Source organism: Bradyrhizobium sp. DOA9 (genome assembly GCF_000617845.2).
Classification (GTDB): domain Bacteria; phylum Pseudomonadota; class Alphaproteobacteria; order Rhizobiales; family Xanthobacteraceae; genus Bradyrhizobium.
Window position 1 is genome coordinate 5,439,748 of record NZ_DF820425.1, and the last position, 17,150, is coordinate 5,456,897.

A 17,150-nucleotide genomic window follows, 5' to 3' on the forward strand; every position below is an offset into this window, starting at 1 on the left:
ATCAGACCTTGACCAGCGGTCCCTTCGAGGTCGGCCCCTTCGAGCCGCCGGGGCCACCCGGCTTGGACTTGCCCGGCGGACGCTTGCGGGCGCCGGGCAGCTTCTCCTGCTTCGGCGTGACCGGGCCCTCGACGAACTCGAAGCCGATCTTCTCCTTGGTCTCGTCGGCCTCGTCCTTGACGAGCACGACGCGAACGTGGCCGCCGCCCTTGAGCTTGCCGAACAGCACCTCGTCGGCCAGCGGCTTCTTGATGTGCTCCTGGATCACGCGGGCCATGGGACGTGCGCCCATCTGCTCGTCGTAACCGTGCTGGACCAGCCAGGCCTTGGCGGGCTCGGACAGCTCGATGGTGACGTCGCGGTCGCCGAGCTGCGCCTCGAGCTGAAGCACGAACTTCTCGACCACGGTGCCGATCACCTCGACGCTGAGATGGCCGAACGAGACGATGGCATCGAGACGGTTGCGGAATTCCGGCGCGAACTGCCGGTTGATCGCCTCATGGTCGTCGCCTTCCCGCTTCGAGCGCGTGAAGCCGAACGCCTGCTTGGCGAGATCCGAAGCGCCCGCATTCGTGGTCATGATCAGGATCACGTTGCGGAAATTGACCTGCTTGCCGTTGTGGTCGGTGAGCCGGCCGTGATCCATGATCTGGAGCAGCACGTTGTAGAGGTCGGGATGCGCCTTCTCGATTTCATCGAGCAGCACCACGCAATGCGGATGCTGGTCGACGCCGTCGGTGAGCAGGCCGCCCTGGTCGAAGCCGACATAGCCGGGAGGCGCGCCGATCAAACGCGACACGGTGTGCCGCTCCATGTACTCGGACATGTCGAAGCGCAACAGCTCGACGCCGAGCGACGCCGCGAGCTGCTTTGCGACTTCGGTCTTGCCGACGCCGGTGGGGCCAGAGAACAGGTAGCAGCCGATCGGCTTCTCCGGCTCGCGCAAGCCGGCACGCGCCAGCTTGATCGAGGCGGCGAGCGATTCGATCGCCTTGTCCTGGCCGAACACGGTGCGCTTCAGGGTCTGCTCGAGATGCTTCAGTACCTCGGCATCGTCCTTCGACACGCTCTTCGGCGGGATCCGCGCCATCGAGGCGATCGTGGTCTCGATCTCCTTGATGCCGATGGTCTTCTTGCGCTTGTTCTCGGCGACCAGCATCTGCGCCGCGCCGGACTCGTCGATCACGTCGATCGCCTTGTCCGGCAGCTTGCGGTCGTGGATGTAGCGCGAGGACAGCTGCACCGCGGCCTCGATCGCCTCATTGGTGTACTTCAGCCGGTGATAATCCTCGAAATACGGCTTGAGGCCCTTGAGGATCGCGATGGCATCCTCGACCGTCGGCTCGTTGATGTCGATCTTCTGGAAGCGCCGCACCAGCGCGCGGTCCTTCTCGAAGTGCTGGCGATATTCCTTGTAGGTGGTCGAGCCCATGCAGCGGATCGTGCCCGAGGCCAGCGCCGGCTTGAGCAGGTTCGAGGCGTCCATCGCCCCGCCCGACGTCGCGCCCGCACCGATCACGGTGTGGATCTCGTCGATGAACAGGATGGCATTGGGATGCGCCTCGAGCTCCTTCAGCACCTGCTTCAGGCGCTCCTCGAAGTCGCCGCGATAGCGCGTGCCGGCAAGCAGCGTGCCCATGTCCAGCGAGAACACGGTCGCGGCCGCCAGCACCTCCGGCACCTCGCTGTCGACGATGCGCTTGGCGAGCCCTTCGGCGATCGCAGTCTTGCCGACGCCTGCTTCGCCGACGAACAGCGGATTGTTCTTCTGCCGGCGGCACAGCACCTGGATCGCGCGGTTGATCTCGGAGTTGCGTCCGATCACCGGATCGATCTTGCCGTCGCGCGCCTTCTTGTTGAGGTTGACGCAATAGGTCTCGAGCGCCTCACCCTTCTTCTTGGCGTCCTCGTTGCCCTTGGTCTCGGTTTCCTCGTCGACGCCGCGCACGGGCCGCGCCTCGGAGACGCCAGGCCGCTTGGCAATACCATGGCTGATGTAGTTGACGGCGTCGTAGCGCGTCATGTCCTGCTCCTGCAGGAAATACGCGGCGTGGCTCTCGCGTTCGGCGAAGATCGCGATCAGCACGTTCGCGCCGGTCACCTCTTCGCGACCGGACGACTGCACGTGGATCACGGCGCGCTGGATCACGCGCTGGAAACCGGCGGTCGGCTTGGCATCGTCGGCGCCATCCGTCACCAGGTTCTCGAATTCGGTCTCAAGGTAGTTGACGAGGCTCGTACGGAGCTTGTCGAGATCGACGCTGCAGGCGCGCATGACGGCAGCTGCATCGGAGTCGTCGATCAAGGAGAGCAAGAGATGCTCGAGCGTCGCGTATTGGTGATGACGCTCGTTAGCGATCGCCAGCGCACGATGCAGGGATTGTTCAAGGCTTTGGGAAAAAGTCGGCATTCGCGTCCTCTATGGCCCCCACCATCATGATCGCCATCGCCCGGTCAGGCAACAACAACCTTTGTCACATATAGTTATACAAGACCGCGGCGAAAGACCGGTTCCGCGACTCGGCGGCGACACACCTGCGGTATTTTCGATGCAAAACCCGTTCCGATTTGGGCGGGATCGGCGCCGGCGCAGGATTCCGTAGTTTTGCCGGCTGCGTCCGACAGCGCGCAGCCCTCACGCGACAATGACATTGCGGCTTAAACGCGAACCGGGTTCAAACGCGGCGAAAGGCGTCTACTTCTTTTCCATCACACATTGCAGCGGGTGCTGGTGCTTGCGGGCGAAATCCATCACCTGCGTCACCTTGGTCTCGGCGATTTCGTAGGTGAATACGCCGCACTCCCCGATGCCATGATGATGGACGTGCAGCATGATCTTGGTCGCGGCTTCGATGTCCTTGTTGAAGAATTTCTCCAGCACATGAACGACGAACTCCATCGGCGTGTAGTCGTCGTTCAGGATCAGCACGCGGTACAGGTTTGGCCGCTTGGTCTTCGGCTTGACCTTGGTGATGACCGACGTGCTCGGACCCGAGGGAGTGCCCGGACGATTGTCGTCATTGCTCATACGAGGCGCGTCGGCAGCGGCTGGCGCGGACAGATCAAGGCTGGAAGTCAATTGCAGCATGGCACAGGCGTTCAAATTCCCCACGGAAGCGGATGGCGGTCACTGCGCGACCCCGCCTTCGGAGCCCGGCGCAGGCGCCGCCTTTGGATCGCCGCTCCCGACAAATCCGGTTCAGGCCGGATCGCTCGCCAGCAATATGGCCCTGCCCCCGGCCGGCCGCAAGCACGCGAGAATCCGGCCCATGCGGTCGCAGCAGTCCCGATTCCCGGTCCGGGCGATCCTGCTCAGGTTAATCAATCCGGAGCGATTTGACAAAAATTTCCCCTCGGCACGTTTAGAACGTGTTGACCAGGAACCCGGCCGTTAACCCGGTTGGGACGGTTTTCCGCAAAACGCTCCGTTTTTCTACGGTCCAATTTACCTGCCATTCAATGGCATGCCGCGAAATCGTGCAAAACACAGGTTTCGGGGATCGTCATGTCTGGTCTGCCCCTCGTCAGCCGCCTTGGTCGGCAACTCGCCCGTTTTGCAGCGGCCGAGCAAGGCAATATCGCGGTGATCTTCGCCATTGCGCTCGTTCCGGTGCTGAGCTTCGTCGGCGCGGCGATCGACTACAGCCGCGCCGCCCAGGCCCGCACCGCGATGCAGTCAGCTCTCGATTCCACTGCGCTGATGCTTTCCAGGGACCTGTCGTCGGGCACCATCTCCACGTCACAGATCTCCACCAAGGCGCAATCCTATTTCAACGCCCTGTTCACGGACACCACGACCCTCCCGTCGGTCAGCGTCGCCGCGACCTACAACGCGAGCACCAGCATCGGCTCGACGATCCAGCTGACTGGAACCGGCACCTACACGACCAGCTTCATGAAGATCGCCGGCTTCCCGACGCTCGACGTCGGCACCTCATCCACCAGCGCCTGGGGCCTGACACGCATGCGCGTGGCCTTGGTGCTCGACGTCACGGGATCGATGGCGTCAGACGGCAAGATGGCCGCGATGCAGACGGCCGCGAAGAACCTGGTTGACCAGCTCAGCGCGCTCGCGAAGACCAACGGCGACGTCTACATCTCGATCGTTCCGTTCGCCAAGGACGTCAACGTCGGCAGCAGCAATTACAACCAGTCCTGGATCGATTTCAGCGATTGGGACGCCGCCAACGGCAGCTGGAGCTGCGCCGCGGGCAACAATTGGAATTGCAATAACTGGAAGTGGACGCCGGCCAACCACAACACCTGGAACGGTTGCGTGACCGACCGCGATCAGGACTACGATACCAAGAACACCCCGCCAACGAGCGCCAATGTGAGCACGCTCTTCCCGGCCGAGCAGTATTCCTACTGCAACACGGGCAGTTCGTCTTACCTGCAGCCGATCATGGCCTTGAGCTACGACTGGTCCGCGCTCAAGGCCCGGATCGACGCCCTGAAGCCCACGGGCAACACCAACCAGAGTATCGGAATCGCCTGGGGTTGGATGACGCTCTCGAGCGGCGACCCCATGAACGCGCCGGCCAAGGACACCAACTACACCTACAAGGATGCGATCGTCCTGCTCTCCGACGGTCTCAATACGCAGAACCGCTGGTACAGCGGTGCTTCGCAGATCGACGCCCGGCAGAAGATCCTCTGCGACAACGCCAAGGCCCAGCCCAACAACATCACGATCTATGCGGTGCAGGTGAACACGGGCGGCGATCCGACCTCGAGCGTGCTGCAATATTGTGCCAGCGGCAGCGACAAGTTCTATCTGGTCACCTCGGCGAGCCAGACGGTCTCGGTGTTCAAGGACATCGGCACTTCGCTGTCGAAGCTGCGCGTGGCGCGCTGACCGATCCTGAGCGCAACAAAAAGCCCGGCTGGTTCAGCCGGGCTTTTCGATTCCAGAATGTCTCGAGATGTTACTGGGCCGCCGGGGTGAACTTCGACACGATGGTCTCGACCGGCTTGAACGCCTGCTTGGCGAGGTCGCCGTAGAGGCCGGCGATCTTCTGCGATTCCGCAACGAAGGTTTCGTAGGCGGAACGGGCAAAATCGGTCTGCGCTTCCATGGCCTTGTCCAGCGACTTCACGCCGGAAAGCTTCTCGACGAAGGACTTGGTGTCTTCGAACGACTTCTTGGTGTAGTCGCCATAGGCGCTGGCGATCGCCTGGAGGCCATGCTGCACCGAGGTCGCGGAGGCTACGCACTGCTCGAACTGCTCTTTCCCGTAGTTCTGGAAGTCTTCAACCTTGAACATGTCGGAATCCTTATCCCTGGCTCGCGTCGGGAAGCCCCGGCTCCCTAACTCCGCCCAAAATTAGTGCAACGCACAAAAAAGTCAAGAATCTTGTGCGTCGCACAAAATCCGGCGCAAATCGCAGAGATTCCCGGGGTTTCCCGCAAGGGTTCCTTAAGCTTTTGGAAACCGGCCCACCCTACCCTGATTCCCTGGACGTGTTCACTTCCGCGAGCGGCCAAATGCCGTTTGAGAACATCACCTTAGCCAGAATAGCGGCTTGGGCCCAACGTCCCCCGCGGCGAACACCAGCGGAGGGACAGCCCGAGCAGGTAATGATCCCGGGTCCGTTGGGCACAATTTCGCCTCACGAGCCGGTGATCTAGTCAGAAACGGGGACGGGGTTCCATGCTTCGTAAAAACTTGTCTGCCTCGCGCTGGGCGCGGGTTGGCGTTTTCGGGCTTCTTACGGTCACCACCGCAGTCATCTTCACCATCGACGCAGCCGAGGCGCGGCGCCATCGTCGACATTATGCGCACCACCGGGTGCAGCGCGATGTGTCCGAGAGCTCCAGCTCGAAATTCGCGTCTATCATTATCGACGGCAATTCCGGCGCAGTGCTCCAGGCGACGAGCCCTGATGCGATCCGCCATCCGGCCTCGCTGACCAAGATCATGACGCTCTATCTGCTGTTCGAGCGCCTCGAATCCGGCAAGATGAAGCTCGACACCGAGATGCCGGTGTCCAAGCACGCCGCCGACCAGGATCCGACCAAACTGAATCTGCGTGCCGGCCAGACCATTCGCGTCGAGGACGCGATCAAGGGCCTCGTCACCCGCTCGGCGAACGACGCGGCTGTGGTGATCGCGGAAGCGATCGCCGGTGACGAGGACGACTTCGCCCAGATGATGACGCGCAAGGCACGCTCGCTCGGCATGTCCAGGACGGTCTACCGCAACGCCAACGGACTGCCCAACGACGAGCAGGTCACGACCGCGCGCGATCAAGCCACGCTGGGCCGCGCCATCCAGGAGCGCTTCCCCCGCTACTATCGCTATTTCGCCACCTCGACGTTCAATTGGCGCGGACAGTCGATCCGCAACCACAACCACCTGCTCGGCAGCGTCGAGGGCGTGGACGGCATCAAGACCGGCTACACCCGCGCCTCCGGCTTCAACCTCGTCAGCTCGATGCGCCGCGGCAACCGCCACCTGATCGGCGTGGTGCTCGGCGGCCGCAGCGGCGGCTCGCGCGATGCCATCATGCGCAACCTGCTCGCGGAGAACCTCGAAAAGGGCGCGACCGTGCGCACCGTCGTCGCCGTTACCGAGCGCAACGGCGCCGATGCCAATACCGATGTCGCCGACGCATCCGACACCCCGGCACGCCCCCCCGCGCAGGTCCAGGCCGCGGCAGCCCCTGCCCCCGAAGCCGCTCCGTCGCGCCTCGCCGCCCGCCTGTCGACCCTTGCGGCGGCCACCGCCGCGATGCCGCCGGCCCAGCACAAAGCTGAAGCCAGCAAGCCTGAGGTTCGTCCGACCGAATCCAAGATCGAGCCGGCGCCGCTCACCAATGGCGTGATCTCGAGCCAGCCGCTTTCCATCATCCCCGGCTCGTCCGAGCCGATGAAGCCGGTTCGGGTCAAGACGGTGCAGGTCAAGGCCGGCGCCGTGAAGGTCGCCTCCGCGGCTCCAGCCCAGGGTGGTGTCCAGGTCGTCGCGCCGCCGGTCACCAGCACCGTCCCGGCTCGTTCCGACGTCGCAGAAACCTCCGGCGCCGTCGTCGCCAGGGCAGATCTCATCAACAGGCCGGAAGCAGTCAGCCAGCCGGAAGCGCCCAAGGCCGAGATGGCCCGCACCGAACTGCCGCGGCAGCCGGCCGGGTTCGGCACCGGCAACGGCATCCTCGGCGTGCTGCCGGCCGCAACCGCTGCCGCGCCCGCTCCCGCCGCTCCAAGGCTCGCGTCCGCCGACCCGGCGCCACAGCCGATGCAAATGAGTGCGACGGCGAAGCCCGCCATCACCCACAGCGGCTGGATCGTCCAGGTCGGCGCGCTCGAGAGCGAAAACGAAGCTCAGCAACGCATCGATGCGGCCCGCAACTCGGCCCGCGGCCTGCTCAGCAAGGCGGACCCGTTCACCGAGCCCGTCGTCGCCAAGGACAATCGCAAGCTCTACCGCGCCCGCTTCGCCGGCCTCGAGCGCGACCAGGCCGAAGCCGTCTGCCGCACCTTGAAGCGCGCCGAGATCTCCTGCATCACCGTTCGCAACTGATCGCCGTCTCCGCTCCAAATCAAATGCCCGCGCCATGCGCGGGCATTTTCGTTTCGGGGATGCGGTGATGCCGAGGCCGTTCACGACAAGGCCGTTCCACGACAACCTCTCGTCAAGGATTTACGGTTAAAACTTTACTCAAGGGATCGACCACGCCGACAAGGGCGGGCGACGGCAGACAGAGCAATCGGAGCTCACGCGGTACGGGCGTTTGTAGCGTAGTGCCGGAGTTAGCCGTTATGCGTGCGAAGCAGAGTATCCTTGGCCTCGTTTACCCGGGCAGCGAGATACGTCGAGCCCCCCTGGTCGGGATGGAGTTTCTTCATCAGGGACTTGTGGGCCCGGCTGATGTCGTCGCGCCCCGCTCCCGGCTGCAAGCCAAGGATCTGATAGGCTTCCTCCGCCGTCATTTTGCTGCTCGCCGCCGTGCGGCGCTGCCGCCCTGCCGTATCGCCCTGCGCGTTCTGACGCCAAGCGGGAAACCGGCGGTCCAGATAGCTTTCAAGTAAGGCCACGCTCTCGGCATCGAACGTCGGGACCATTGCCAGCAAGCCGGCAAGATCGAACTCATCGAGATTGCGCCCGGCGTGGGGCCCCGCGACGATCTGGCCGGAAAGCTGGCCGGAATCGTGGTCGAGCCGCATGTCCAGGAATTGCGAGCGCACCCGCGAGGCCTGCCCGGACGGGCGCGTCGCACCGCCGCCGAACAGCCCGCCGACATTGCCGAAGCCCGCATTCGCCAATGGCGTCCAGCCGAGCAGCCCGGCGCCGAAAATTCCGAGCGGGATCGCAACCGCCAGCTCACCCCGCAAGCCGGTGAACGCCGCAACCGCCAGCGCCAGCACGCCGCCGCCGAACTTCAGGGTGCGCGCCAGCACCGCCGGATTGGCGGAGCGGAATGTCTGGAGCAGCAGGTAAAGCGTGATAACGGCGACAGCGCCGGCGATCAGGGTCATGGCTGGAATATAGTCGTCCTCTTGCCAAAAAGCATGGCGGTCCACCGCCGCAAGCCGCGTCGGCCCGATCGCTACTTCATCTGGCTGATCAGCTTCGCCGCGCCGCTCACGCTTCCAGCCAGTTTCAGCAGCGCCTCGCGTCCGCCGGCGGCATAGGCCGCAGCTGCCCGCAACAGCTCGCGCAGCTGCGCCGCCGCACCAGGATCGAACCGGCACCAGGCACCGCCCGTCAGGCGCGCGATCTCCCGGAAGGCGTGTTCGGCGGCCGCGTCACGGCCCTCCTGAAACACGAATACGGGCACCTTGAGCATGCCGAGTTCGCCGGCCTTGGCGGAGACCTCGTCGATGTCTTCCTCCATGGCATCGCCGACGAAGACCACGGCCCGCACGCCGGATGCGACTGCCTCGCGCCTGGCCTCGCTCAGCACCTTGCCGATCTGGGTATCGCCGCCGCGGCAATCGATCTTGCTCATCAGTGTCGCCAGCTTGGCGCTGTCGGAGATCCAACCCGTGGCGCGGCACTCGTTGAAGCCGCGATAATAGACCAACCGGATGTCGAGACTGCCGAGCGCTGCGGTCTCGCGAAACATGTCGGCCTGGAGCGCACACGCCATGTCCCAGGTCGGCTGCCGGCTCATCGTCGCATCGAGCGCGAAGATCAGCCGTCCCCTCGCGCCCGGCGCATGCGGCGAGAGCGCCCGCGCCTTGGCGACGAACGCGGCGATGTCTTCCGAGGTTGAGGTTTCCGCCTGCGGCAGCGCGCCGTCTGCTCGCGCCGAAACGGCATCGCGGCCGCGCGGTTTGATGGGTTCGCCCGACATCGCAGCTACACCTTGCGTCAGCAGTTAATGTGGTCAGCGCATGCGGCCCGGTCAATGCACAAAGCCTCCGCGGGCGGGCGCCGCGGAGGCTTCGACGATCGGTGCAGCCGAGCGGTCAGCTGCCGTCAGTCAGCTCTTGGCGGGTGCCATCAGAGCGACCGGGCCCGGCTCGAGGATCTTGGGCGGGGCGGATTGCGTGTCGACCGGCGCCACCTCGCTTTCGGTCGCGCTGAGGAACTTGTCGAGCATGCTCTGGATCGAGCTCTTCGCCACATCCGGACCGGTATCGCGCATGTCGTTGTGCTGGAATTCGGTCTTCACGACCTGAATGCCCGCCTTCTCGCATTCCTCGTCGGTCGGAATAACGCCGGCGTCAGCCTTGAACTGCGGGTCCTGGGAGCGGAACGACAGGATCTTGAACTTGCCGGCGGTGACGAAGGGCACGCGCAGATTGTCGAGCGTGACGACCTTCTTGACCTCGTCCGGATATTGCTTGGCGAAGTACATGGTGATGTCGCCGCCCATGGAATGGCCGACCATCGTCACCTTGTCGTAGTCGGCGTTGGGCTGAACCTTCTTCATCTCCTGCACAGCGAGATGGATGTTGGCGACGCCGCGAAGGATCTGCGGCAGCCGGCCGACATAGAGCTCGCCGGGCTTGGTCACCATCGGAGGGTCGGTCGGCAGATCGTGCTGCGGGCTCATGACCATGTAGCCGCGCGCAGCGAAGATATTGGCGAGGAAGCCGTACTCGGTGTTCTTGACGGTGTTGCCGTGATTGATCACCGCGACGGGCAGCTTGATCATGCCGGCATTGGCCTGCATCTCCTTGTCGCGGCGCACCGCGATGGACACGGGCACGGGACGGTTGTCGCGAGAGGCGTCGTAGAATGTGATGGTCTCGTGCCTGATCGCCCACTTGCTCGCCGTGAAATAGGCGATGCCGCAGAGGGCACTGACCGAAACCAGAACGGCAATTCCACGCTTCATTTTCGTCCTCAGCCTCAGGTCTAAGCGACCTGAATCCCTGTTGAAAATCGTGTTCTTCCGGGGCTCTTCGTCCCCTTGTCGCCTATCCCTAATATATGTCACAGCAGCGTGACAGGAAGGCTAAATGTTGTGAGCCGGCAGCCCTTTCATTGTGCGTCGCACTCGTTTCGTGAGCACCCCATTCACTTACCGCTACGTCAGGGTGCAGGTCCCTATTCGACGCAACCGGTCTCGATCGGGTTCGACTCTCGGTAAATGCAGGGTGAAAACGCGCGTGGCGCCAGGCGGGTTCCCCGGGCAGAAGGGGCTCGGATCGCCCGGAAGTAGCGCAATACCGCGGCGTCAGGCGCCGAGGATATCGTGGACCTCGAGCGGCTTGTCCACCTGGTTGAACCACTCGGCCCGGTTGGCCGCGCGGCGGCGCCCGCGCTCGTCGAGCGGGAGCTTGAGCTGGCGGAGCAGGCTCGTCACCTCCTCCCGCGCGGTGAGATGGCCGAGATTGGGCCGCATGCCGAGCGTGGCCTCGTCGATCTCGTCCAGGGCGGTCAGGCCGCGCGGGAAGAATTCGCGATAGACGACGCGCTCGGCGAAGCCGTCGACGTAGCGGAAGCCGAGCCGCAGCGACAGATCCTTCAGGCCCTCGGCGACGAGCTGCTTGTTGCGCGAGCCGAGCATGGACAGGCGGTTGCGCACGACGATCCAGTCGGTGGTCGCGCCGTCGAGCTGGCGTCGCTTGCGCCTGACATCGCGCACCATCTCGGCATAGTGGCTCTCGCCCGTCACCGCGTAAGTCGCGGGATCGACCGTGCCGAGCACGTCGAAATCGAGAAAGCTGTCGTTGATCGGCGTGACCAGGGTGTCGGCCATCGAATGCGCGAGCCGCATCAGATAGCTGTCGGTGCCGGGCGTATCGATCACGATGAAGTCGAAGCTGCTCTCGACCGCCGACACGGCTTCCATGAACTGCTGGAACTCGGAGTTCTCGTTCTCCGCAATCTGCATGGTCTCGCCGAGCTTGATGCAGCGATGCACCGGGAGCTCGAGGTCGAGCTTGGTACGCTGGGCCCAGGCAGACCGGTTGCCGATGTAGCGCGTGAAGCTCTGCTGGCGGCAGTCGAGGTCGATGGTGGCGACGCGCTGGCCGGCCTTCAGGAGTGCAACGGCGATGTGCAAGGCGGTGGTCGATTTGCCGGAGCCGCCCTTCTCGTTGCCCAGCACGACCACATGCGCCGAGCCGGATTGGCCTTGGCTAGCCTGCACAAGCATGGCGATCCTCAACACCCCTTGCGAATATCTTCGAGTTGACCGCGTCAGCGGTCAAGTGAAATGCGTGACAGGTCATGCAAATTGCAATGCGCCGTTCCTCACGATGTATCGCGGCGCCGTCTTTCGTCTGTGATCCAGCCCACAATATCGCAACGTTCTGTGCGGCCTTGCGCGGGATGCTGTGCCGCATCCGGATGCATGGCGTCCACGATCTCCGCTTGTTAAGGTTAGCCAGCCGGGCGCGAGGCCCGCGCCCGCGCCGCTTTCCAATCCATTCGAGTCCCGATGTCAGCACGCCCATTGATCGCCCGCACGGTCCCTGCCCTGCGACGCGCCGTCGACGATCTCCGCAAGCGAAAGGCCACGATCGCGCTGGTCCCGACCATGGGGGCGCTCCATGACGGGCATGTGTCGCTGGTTCGCCTCGCCAGGCGGCGCGCCAGCCGCGTCGTGGTGTCGATCTTCGTCAACCCGACCCAGTTCGCCCCGACCGAGGATTTCGGTGCCTATCCGCGCACCTGGAAGGCCGATATCGCAAAGCTCGCGGCGGAGGACGTCGATATCGTCTGGCATCCCGGCGTCGCGGCCATGTATCCGGAGGGCTTTGCCACGCGCATCGTGCCGGAGGGGCCGGCGCTGGCCGGTCTGGAGGACCGCTTCCGTCCGCACTTCTTCGGCGGTGTCGCCACCGTCGTCGGCAAGCTGTTCACGCAAGTCCGGCCGGATGTTGCAATCTTCGGCGAGAAGGACTTCCAGCAATTGCGGGTGGTGACGCAGATGGCGCGCGACCTCGACCTCGGCGTCAAGGTGATCGGCTCCCGCACCGTGCGCGAGCGCGACGGACTCGCGATGTCCTCGCGCAACGTCTACCTCTCGCCGGAGGAGCGCCAGACCGCCATCGTCCTCTACCGCGCCATGAGAGAGAGCGCCGGGAGAATCCGTGCCGGCGATGCGATCGCGCCGGCCATAGCGGGCGGCGCCGCGATGATCAAGGCGGCCGGCTTTGCGCTCGACTATTTCGAGCTGCGCCACGCCGAGACGCTGGCAGCGGTCACCTCGCGCAAGGACGGCCCCTTGCGGATCCTGGTCGCGGCCAGGCTCGGCACCACCCGGCTGATCGACAACATCGCCGTTTAGAGCAGGCCGAGGTCACGCAATTCGCGCCGCATCGGCTCCGGCATCGCCGCAATCGAGCCGGCCGCGGACTTGCCGAGATCGGCCGGCACCGAATCGTCGGCCAGATAGCGCCAGCCCTGGAACGGGCGCATCGGCCGCGGCGACACCGAGATCACCTTCGGCTGCATCACGATCCGGCAGCGACCGATGCCGTCCTTGTCGCGGAACGGCTCGATGCCGATGATCTTTTCGCGCGCGGCGATCTCGCCCTTGATCACCCAGTAGAGCGAACCGCCGGCGAGGATCTCGGCGTCGCGCTTGGGGACCATGCGGGTGATGTGGATGTGATGTTGCGGCAGACCGTTCTTCTTGGCGGTCTGCATCCGTTCAGCCACCCACTCCTTCAATTCCTTGACGGAGTCGCAGCCGACGGCGAGCTTGATCAGATGGAGTGGCATGCCCAAGCATTAGCCGGGCAGCCGCGCATTTGGAATGCCGATCTACTCGTTATCCGCAGGCGCGGGAGCAGCTGTCGAGCCCGGTGGCGGCGTGAGCGGAACCGGCGCTGCAGGCGCACGCGCAGCCTTCTGGGCCGGCGGCTTCTTCGCACCCTGCGGGCTTGATGCCGCGGGTGCTGCGGCCTGTGCGGAGGCAGCGGCCGGCGCACGCGGTGCTGCCGCCGCGTTCGCGGCCGGCGCTCCCTGGCGCGCCGACGCCGTGGGCTCCGGATTCATGATGCTCACCGGCGGTGTCGAGGACGCGCTCGGGAACTCGGCATTGGTCGGCTTGCCCGTCGGCGTCGATGGCGGCAGTCCGGCGAGCGCGGCGTTGGCCGGCATCGCCGGCGCCGCAGCGGGCGCGTTCCAGATCGGCGCATAGCGCGCCACCAGCGTGTCGTAGAGATGGGAGTCCATGTTGGCGGCGACCTGCTGCTGGTCGGTCAGCGAGCGGAACGCGGCGCAGTCGAACTGCGTGCAGCCGTCGCGTGCCACCAGCACATGCGCAACGAGGCCGTAGCGATCGCGCTCGATCGACTTGCGCAGCACCTTCATGTCCGGTGTCAGGCTCTTCTCGGCCGCGGCGACATCGCCGAGCGCGGTCAGCCGGTCGATCCTGGCGGCGGTATAGGATACGGCCGCAGCCGCAGCATCAGGCGCGCCGAACAGCGCCTTCTCGCAGCCGGCGCCGACGGCATCGCCGGCGAGATCGTCGAGGCAGGACAACGCGGGCAGGCTCGCGCTCACTGCAGCTTGCGCGCGCGCCTCGGCCGGAGCGGACGGCGCGTCCGGTCCATAGAGGCGCATCGTGGCTGCGCCGGCGATCGCGATGGATAGCAGCGTAATGACGGTCAGCGCCCCGTTGGCGACCGACCTGTCGGCGCGCAGCAGCGCGACCAGCAGGATCAATCCGAAGAATCCGGCAGCCGCCAGCGTCATCCACGTCGGAAAGGCTGGCGAACGCCAGATTTGGTCGAGCGAAGTGGCCCATGCCCAGTTCATGCGCGATGTCCCCTCACGCGAGCAAAGAGCGGATGGTCAAGCGAGTACCGCGAGCCGGCAACTGCCCCCGCTTACCTTGTGAAGGTGAAGCGGGCCTTTTGACGGCGGCAGAATACAATTCCCGGGAGGCGCCTATGCGCCGGCGGCGTCGGCGTTCAGGAGAGCGCGAGCTGGCTTTCCTTGGCAACGCGCTCGAAGGCTTCGGTCGAGCTTTTGATCCGGTACTGGCAGTCGTCGCCGTCGGTCGGCAGCAGACGGATGACCTCATACGCGCCGCTCGCAGCCGGACGCGCGACATTGCTGGCCGTGAACAGGACGCGCGTTCCCACGGGGAATTTGTGCTTCAACACCCTCTCCATCACTCAAACAGCGCCGGCCGCGCCCAGTGTCCCACTGCGATGGCCGGCCGGAAACCCGGGCCGTTGTATAGCACGCGTCGCGCCGATTTGGCCAGCGCCAAGCCGGCATGGCATGCGCTCGAATTTTGCAGTTATTTCAGAATGATAGCCGATGAGCCGGCGGGCCGATGATACCGCCCGGGCGGCACTTTCCCCCGGGCATGTCGCAGGCGGTGTCGCAGCCCCCCGCCCCCAAACGGCCCCCGCCCATTCCGGGCTCCAGGAACGCCGGCCGGCGCGCGGCCGGCCACCGCCGTCAGACCTTGCGCTCAGGCGTCCTCGAACTTGGCGATGACGAGCGTTTCGGCCAGCCCGTCACGGGTCCATTCCTGGAACGCCGGCAGCGCCATCATCGTCTCCATGTAGGCCTTGGTGTCCGGCGCCACCTCGATCGCATAGGTGCGGAAGCGGTGCACGACCGGGGCGTACATGGCGTCCGCGGCACCGAAACGGCCGAACAGGAACGGCCCGTTCGCGCCATAGCGGGTACGGCACTCGCGCCAGATCTCCTCGATGCGCGCGATGTTGGCCTTGGCGCCCGCCGACAGCGCCACGGGACGGATCGGCCGATGCAGGTTCATGCCGCACTCGCTGCGCAGCGGCACGAATCCTGAATGCATTTCGGCGCACACCGAACGGGCATGCGCGCGCGCTGCGACATCGTCGGGCCACAGCTTCTTCTCCGGATAGCGCTCGGCGATGTACTCGATGATGGCGAGCGAATCCCACACCGTGACGTCGCCGTCGACCAGCACCGGCACCTTGCCGGCGCGGCTGAAGGACAGGATCTGCTCCTTGTCGGCGGGATCGTCGGTGTAGAGCGGGATCAGCGTCTCCACGAACGGGATGTCGTTGGCGCGGAGCGCGAGCCAGGGCCGCATCGACCATGACGAGTAGTTCTTGTTGCCGATCGCGAGTTTGAGCGCAGCCATGTACTGGTCCTTCGTTGAGTCCTGCGGTTGCCGCCGCTTTTAACGCCATCGCCTGCCGCCAATCAATCGTTGCTGCGTCCCGTCATGCGTGGCAATCGTTGCGATCCTTGCCAAGAGATAGACATGAGACAGACATGAGACAGACATGAGACCGACATGAGCAGGCATTGGGTCGACATCACCGCCGTCGGCTTCTTCATCATCGAATGGCTGGCCTATGCCCTGACGCTGGAGCATTCGGCCTATGGCCGCGACAGCCTGTCGGCGCGCATGAACCGCTATCGCGAGGTCTGGGTGCGCCGGCTGCTCGAGCGCGAGACGCGGATGGTCGACATGCAGATCATGGCCTCGCTGCAGAGCGGCACCGCCTTCTTCGCCTCCACCAGCCTGTTCGCGCTCGGCGGCGCCCTGGCGCTGCTGCACGCCACCAACGACGCGATCATGATTCTGAGCAAGCTGCCGATCGACCTCAGCACCTCGCCCGCTCTGTGGGAGCTGAAATGCGTCGGCCTCGTGCTGATCTGCGTCTACGCCTTCTTCAAGTTCGCCTGGGCCTATCGCCTGTTCAACTATGTCGCGATCCTGTTCGGCGGCATGCCGCCGGCCTCGCAGCGCGACACGCCCGAGGCCGAGGCTCACGTCATCCGCACCTCGCGCCTGTTCGAATCCGCCGGCCGCCACTTCAACCGCGGCCAGCGCGCCTTCTTCTTCGCGCTCGGCTATCTCGGCTGGTTCGTCAGCCCCTGGGTGCTGTTCGTGACCACGGCAGCCGTGGTGGTCGTGACCTGGCGCCGGCAGTTCGCGTCCAGTGCCTGGATCGCGATGGCACCGGAGGTGGACGGCGAAGAGGCGCGGAAGCGTGGTCATTGAGGCGGCTCTCTCGGCGTGCACTCGTAGGATGGGTAGAGCGCAGCGAAGCCCATCGCACCATCCACCTCGCGGAAGCATGATGGGTTTCGCAAGGGCTCTACCCATCCTACGGCAACGCAGACATGCCTTCCCGATCTCGCGGCTGCTTCGCCCGAGCTTTGCCTGGTTACTCCACCCTCTTGAACCAAGAGGGCGCAGGGAAGGCCGGGTGCCGACATCGCACCCGCGGTCTGCTGCGCAAATGCACACGCAGGAAAACCGCACAGCAGCATACAGGTGGTGCCGATCACTCGGCCTTCCCTGCGCGATGGTCGGACGGCTTATGCCGCGCTCTCCCGGGAGCCGAACTTTCCTTCTGGCCTCCCTCGCCCCGCGAATTTGAATGATGCCGTCCGCCCGGTTGGGCTCGCGCACATCTCCGCAGACAGCTTGACCGTAGCAACGACGGCCAGGACCACACGGTTTTGCCGCACGCACCAGCATCGCTCGTCCGCACGTGGCCACGGGCTCACAGGGACTACCCGCCCTGCCCGCACCTCTCGCGCACGACGCTGCTGCGTCCATCGCAAGCCCGGCTCGCATATCGTGACGACGCGCGATCGCCCCTCTTGGGTGAGCCAGGATGGGCAACACATACGGTAAAACCGAATTTCGGTAAAGCAAAATATTTTTGCACGCGCGGATTGACAGAGGGCGACACAGCGCGGGTCCCGTAGCCTGGATAGAGCGCCAGCGTAATCCGCGACAGCATAAAATACCGAGCGGCCCCGGATGCGCTGCGC

The 17,150-nt window shown here is 64.8% G+C and carries 15 protein-coding genes; 4 read left to right on the plus strand and 11 right to left on the minus strand.

The genetic code is table 11. From position 1 onward, the window contains the following. Position 1: 1 nt before the first annotated feature. Positions 2-2,410 (minus strand): ATP-dependent Clp protease ATP-binding subunit ClpA, encoded by a 2,409-nt coding sequence (clpA, locus tag BDOA9_RS25540; protein WP_025036798.1) that lies wholly within the window; start codon positions 2,408-2,410, stop codon positions 2-4. A gap of 285 nt (positions 2,411-2,695) precedes the next feature. Then, positions 2,696-3,028, minus strand: coding sequence for an ATP-dependent Clp protease adapter ClpS (gene clpS / locus BDOA9_RS25545; protein ID WP_025036799.1), 333 nt, complete (start codon positions 3,026-3,028; stop codon positions 2,696-2,698). A 477-nt stretch (positions 3,029-3,505) separates the two neighbouring features. On the opposite strand from clpS, the gene BDOA9_RS25550 reads away from it, so the two are divergent. Beyond that, positions 3,506-4,858, plus strand: coding sequence for a TadE/TadG family type IV pilus assembly protein (locus BDOA9_RS25550; protein ID WP_025036800.1), 1,353 nt, complete (start codon positions 3,506-3,508; stop codon positions 4,856-4,858). 70 nt (positions 4,859-4,928) lie between these two features. Here the strand turns inward: BDOA9_RS25550 and BDOA9_RS25555 are convergent, their stop codons facing one another. After that, positions 4,929-5,267 (minus strand): phasin family protein, encoded by a 339-nt coding sequence (locus BDOA9_RS25555; RefSeq protein ID WP_025036801.1) that lies wholly within the window; start codon positions 5,265-5,267, stop codon positions 4,929-4,931. Positions 5,268-5,654: 387 nt separating this feature from the next. Between BDOA9_RS25555 and BDOA9_RS25560 the strand changes: the two genes are divergently transcribed. Then, positions 5,655-7,520, plus strand: coding sequence for a D-alanyl-D-alanine carboxypeptidase (locus tag BDOA9_RS25560; RefSeq protein ID WP_025036802.1), 1,866 nt, complete (start codon positions 5,655-5,657; stop codon positions 7,518-7,520). Positions 7,521-7,750: 230 nt separating this feature from the next. Here BDOA9_RS25560 and BDOA9_RS25565 read toward each other — a convergent pair whose 3' ends face one another. From BDOA9_RS25565 to BDOA9_RS25580, 4 genes are all read right to left on the minus strand, one after another. Continuing rightward, complete coding sequence (locus BDOA9_RS25565) at positions 7,751-8,476, minus strand: DnaJ domain-containing protein (RefSeq protein ID WP_025036803.1); 726 nt, start codon at positions 8,474-8,476, stop codon at positions 7,751-7,753. A 71-nt stretch (positions 8,477-8,547) separates the two neighbouring features. Next, positions 8,548-9,297, minus strand: a complete 750-nt coding sequence (locus BDOA9_RS25570) for a hypothetical protein (RefSeq protein ID WP_025036804.1) — start codon at positions 9,295-9,297, stop codon at positions 8,548-8,550. A 129-nt stretch (positions 9,298-9,426) separates the two neighbouring features. After that, positions 9,427-10,287 (minus strand): alpha/beta fold hydrolase, encoded by an 861-nt coding sequence (locus BDOA9_RS25575; protein WP_025036805.1) that lies wholly within the window; start codon positions 10,285-10,287, stop codon positions 9,427-9,429. Positions 10,288-10,629: 342 nt separating this feature from the next. Beyond that, the gene (locus BDOA9_RS25580) at positions 10,630-11,553 is read right to left on the minus strand and encodes a division plane positioning ATPase MipZ (protein WP_025036806.1); all 924 of its coding nucleotides are present in this window, start codon (positions 11,551-11,553) and stop codon (positions 10,630-10,632) included. 285 nt (positions 11,554-11,838) lie between these two features. Between BDOA9_RS25580 and panC the strand changes: the two genes are divergently transcribed. Continuing rightward, entirely contained in the window at positions 11,839-12,690 is an 852-nt protein-coding gene (gene panC, locus BDOA9_RS25585; protein ID WP_025036807.1) for a pantoate--beta-alanine ligase, read from the plus strand. Here the strand turns inward: panC and BDOA9_RS25590 are convergent. The 4 genes from BDOA9_RS25590 to BDOA9_RS25605 all read right to left on the minus strand — a co-directional run bounded on the left by BDOA9_RS25590 (position 12,687) and on the right by BDOA9_RS25605 (position 15,498). Continuing rightward, the gene (locus tag BDOA9_RS25590) at positions 12,687-13,127 is read right to left on the minus strand and encodes a DUF1489 family protein (protein WP_025036808.1); all 441 of its coding nucleotides are present in this window, start codon (positions 13,125-13,127) and stop codon (positions 12,687-12,689) included. The genes panC and BDOA9_RS25590 overlap by 4 nt on opposite strands. A 42-nt stretch (positions 13,128-13,169) precedes the next feature. Then, complete coding sequence (locus BDOA9_RS25595) at positions 13,170-14,168, minus strand: hypothetical protein (protein WP_025036809.1); 999 nt, start codon at positions 14,166-14,168, stop codon at positions 13,170-13,172. A 155-nt stretch (positions 14,169-14,323) separates the two neighbouring features. Then, positions 14,324-14,527, minus strand: coding sequence for a hypothetical protein (locus tag BDOA9_RS25600; protein ID WP_152033469.1), 204 nt, complete (start codon positions 14,525-14,527; stop codon positions 14,324-14,326). Positions 14,528-14,835: 308 nt separating this feature from the next. Beyond that, positions 14,836-15,498 (minus strand): glutathione S-transferase family protein, encoded by a 663-nt coding sequence (locus tag BDOA9_RS25605; RefSeq protein ID WP_025036811.1) that lies wholly within the window; start codon positions 15,496-15,498, stop codon positions 14,836-14,838. A 156-nt stretch (positions 15,499-15,654) separates the two neighbouring features. Between BDOA9_RS25605 and BDOA9_RS25610 the strand changes: the two genes are divergently transcribed. Then, positions 15,655-16,368 (plus strand): DUF599 domain-containing protein, encoded by a 714-nt coding sequence (locus BDOA9_RS25610; protein ID WP_025036812.1) that lies wholly within the window; start codon positions 15,655-15,657, stop codon positions 16,366-16,368. The last annotated feature ends 782 nt before the right edge of the window (positions 16,369-17,150 follow it).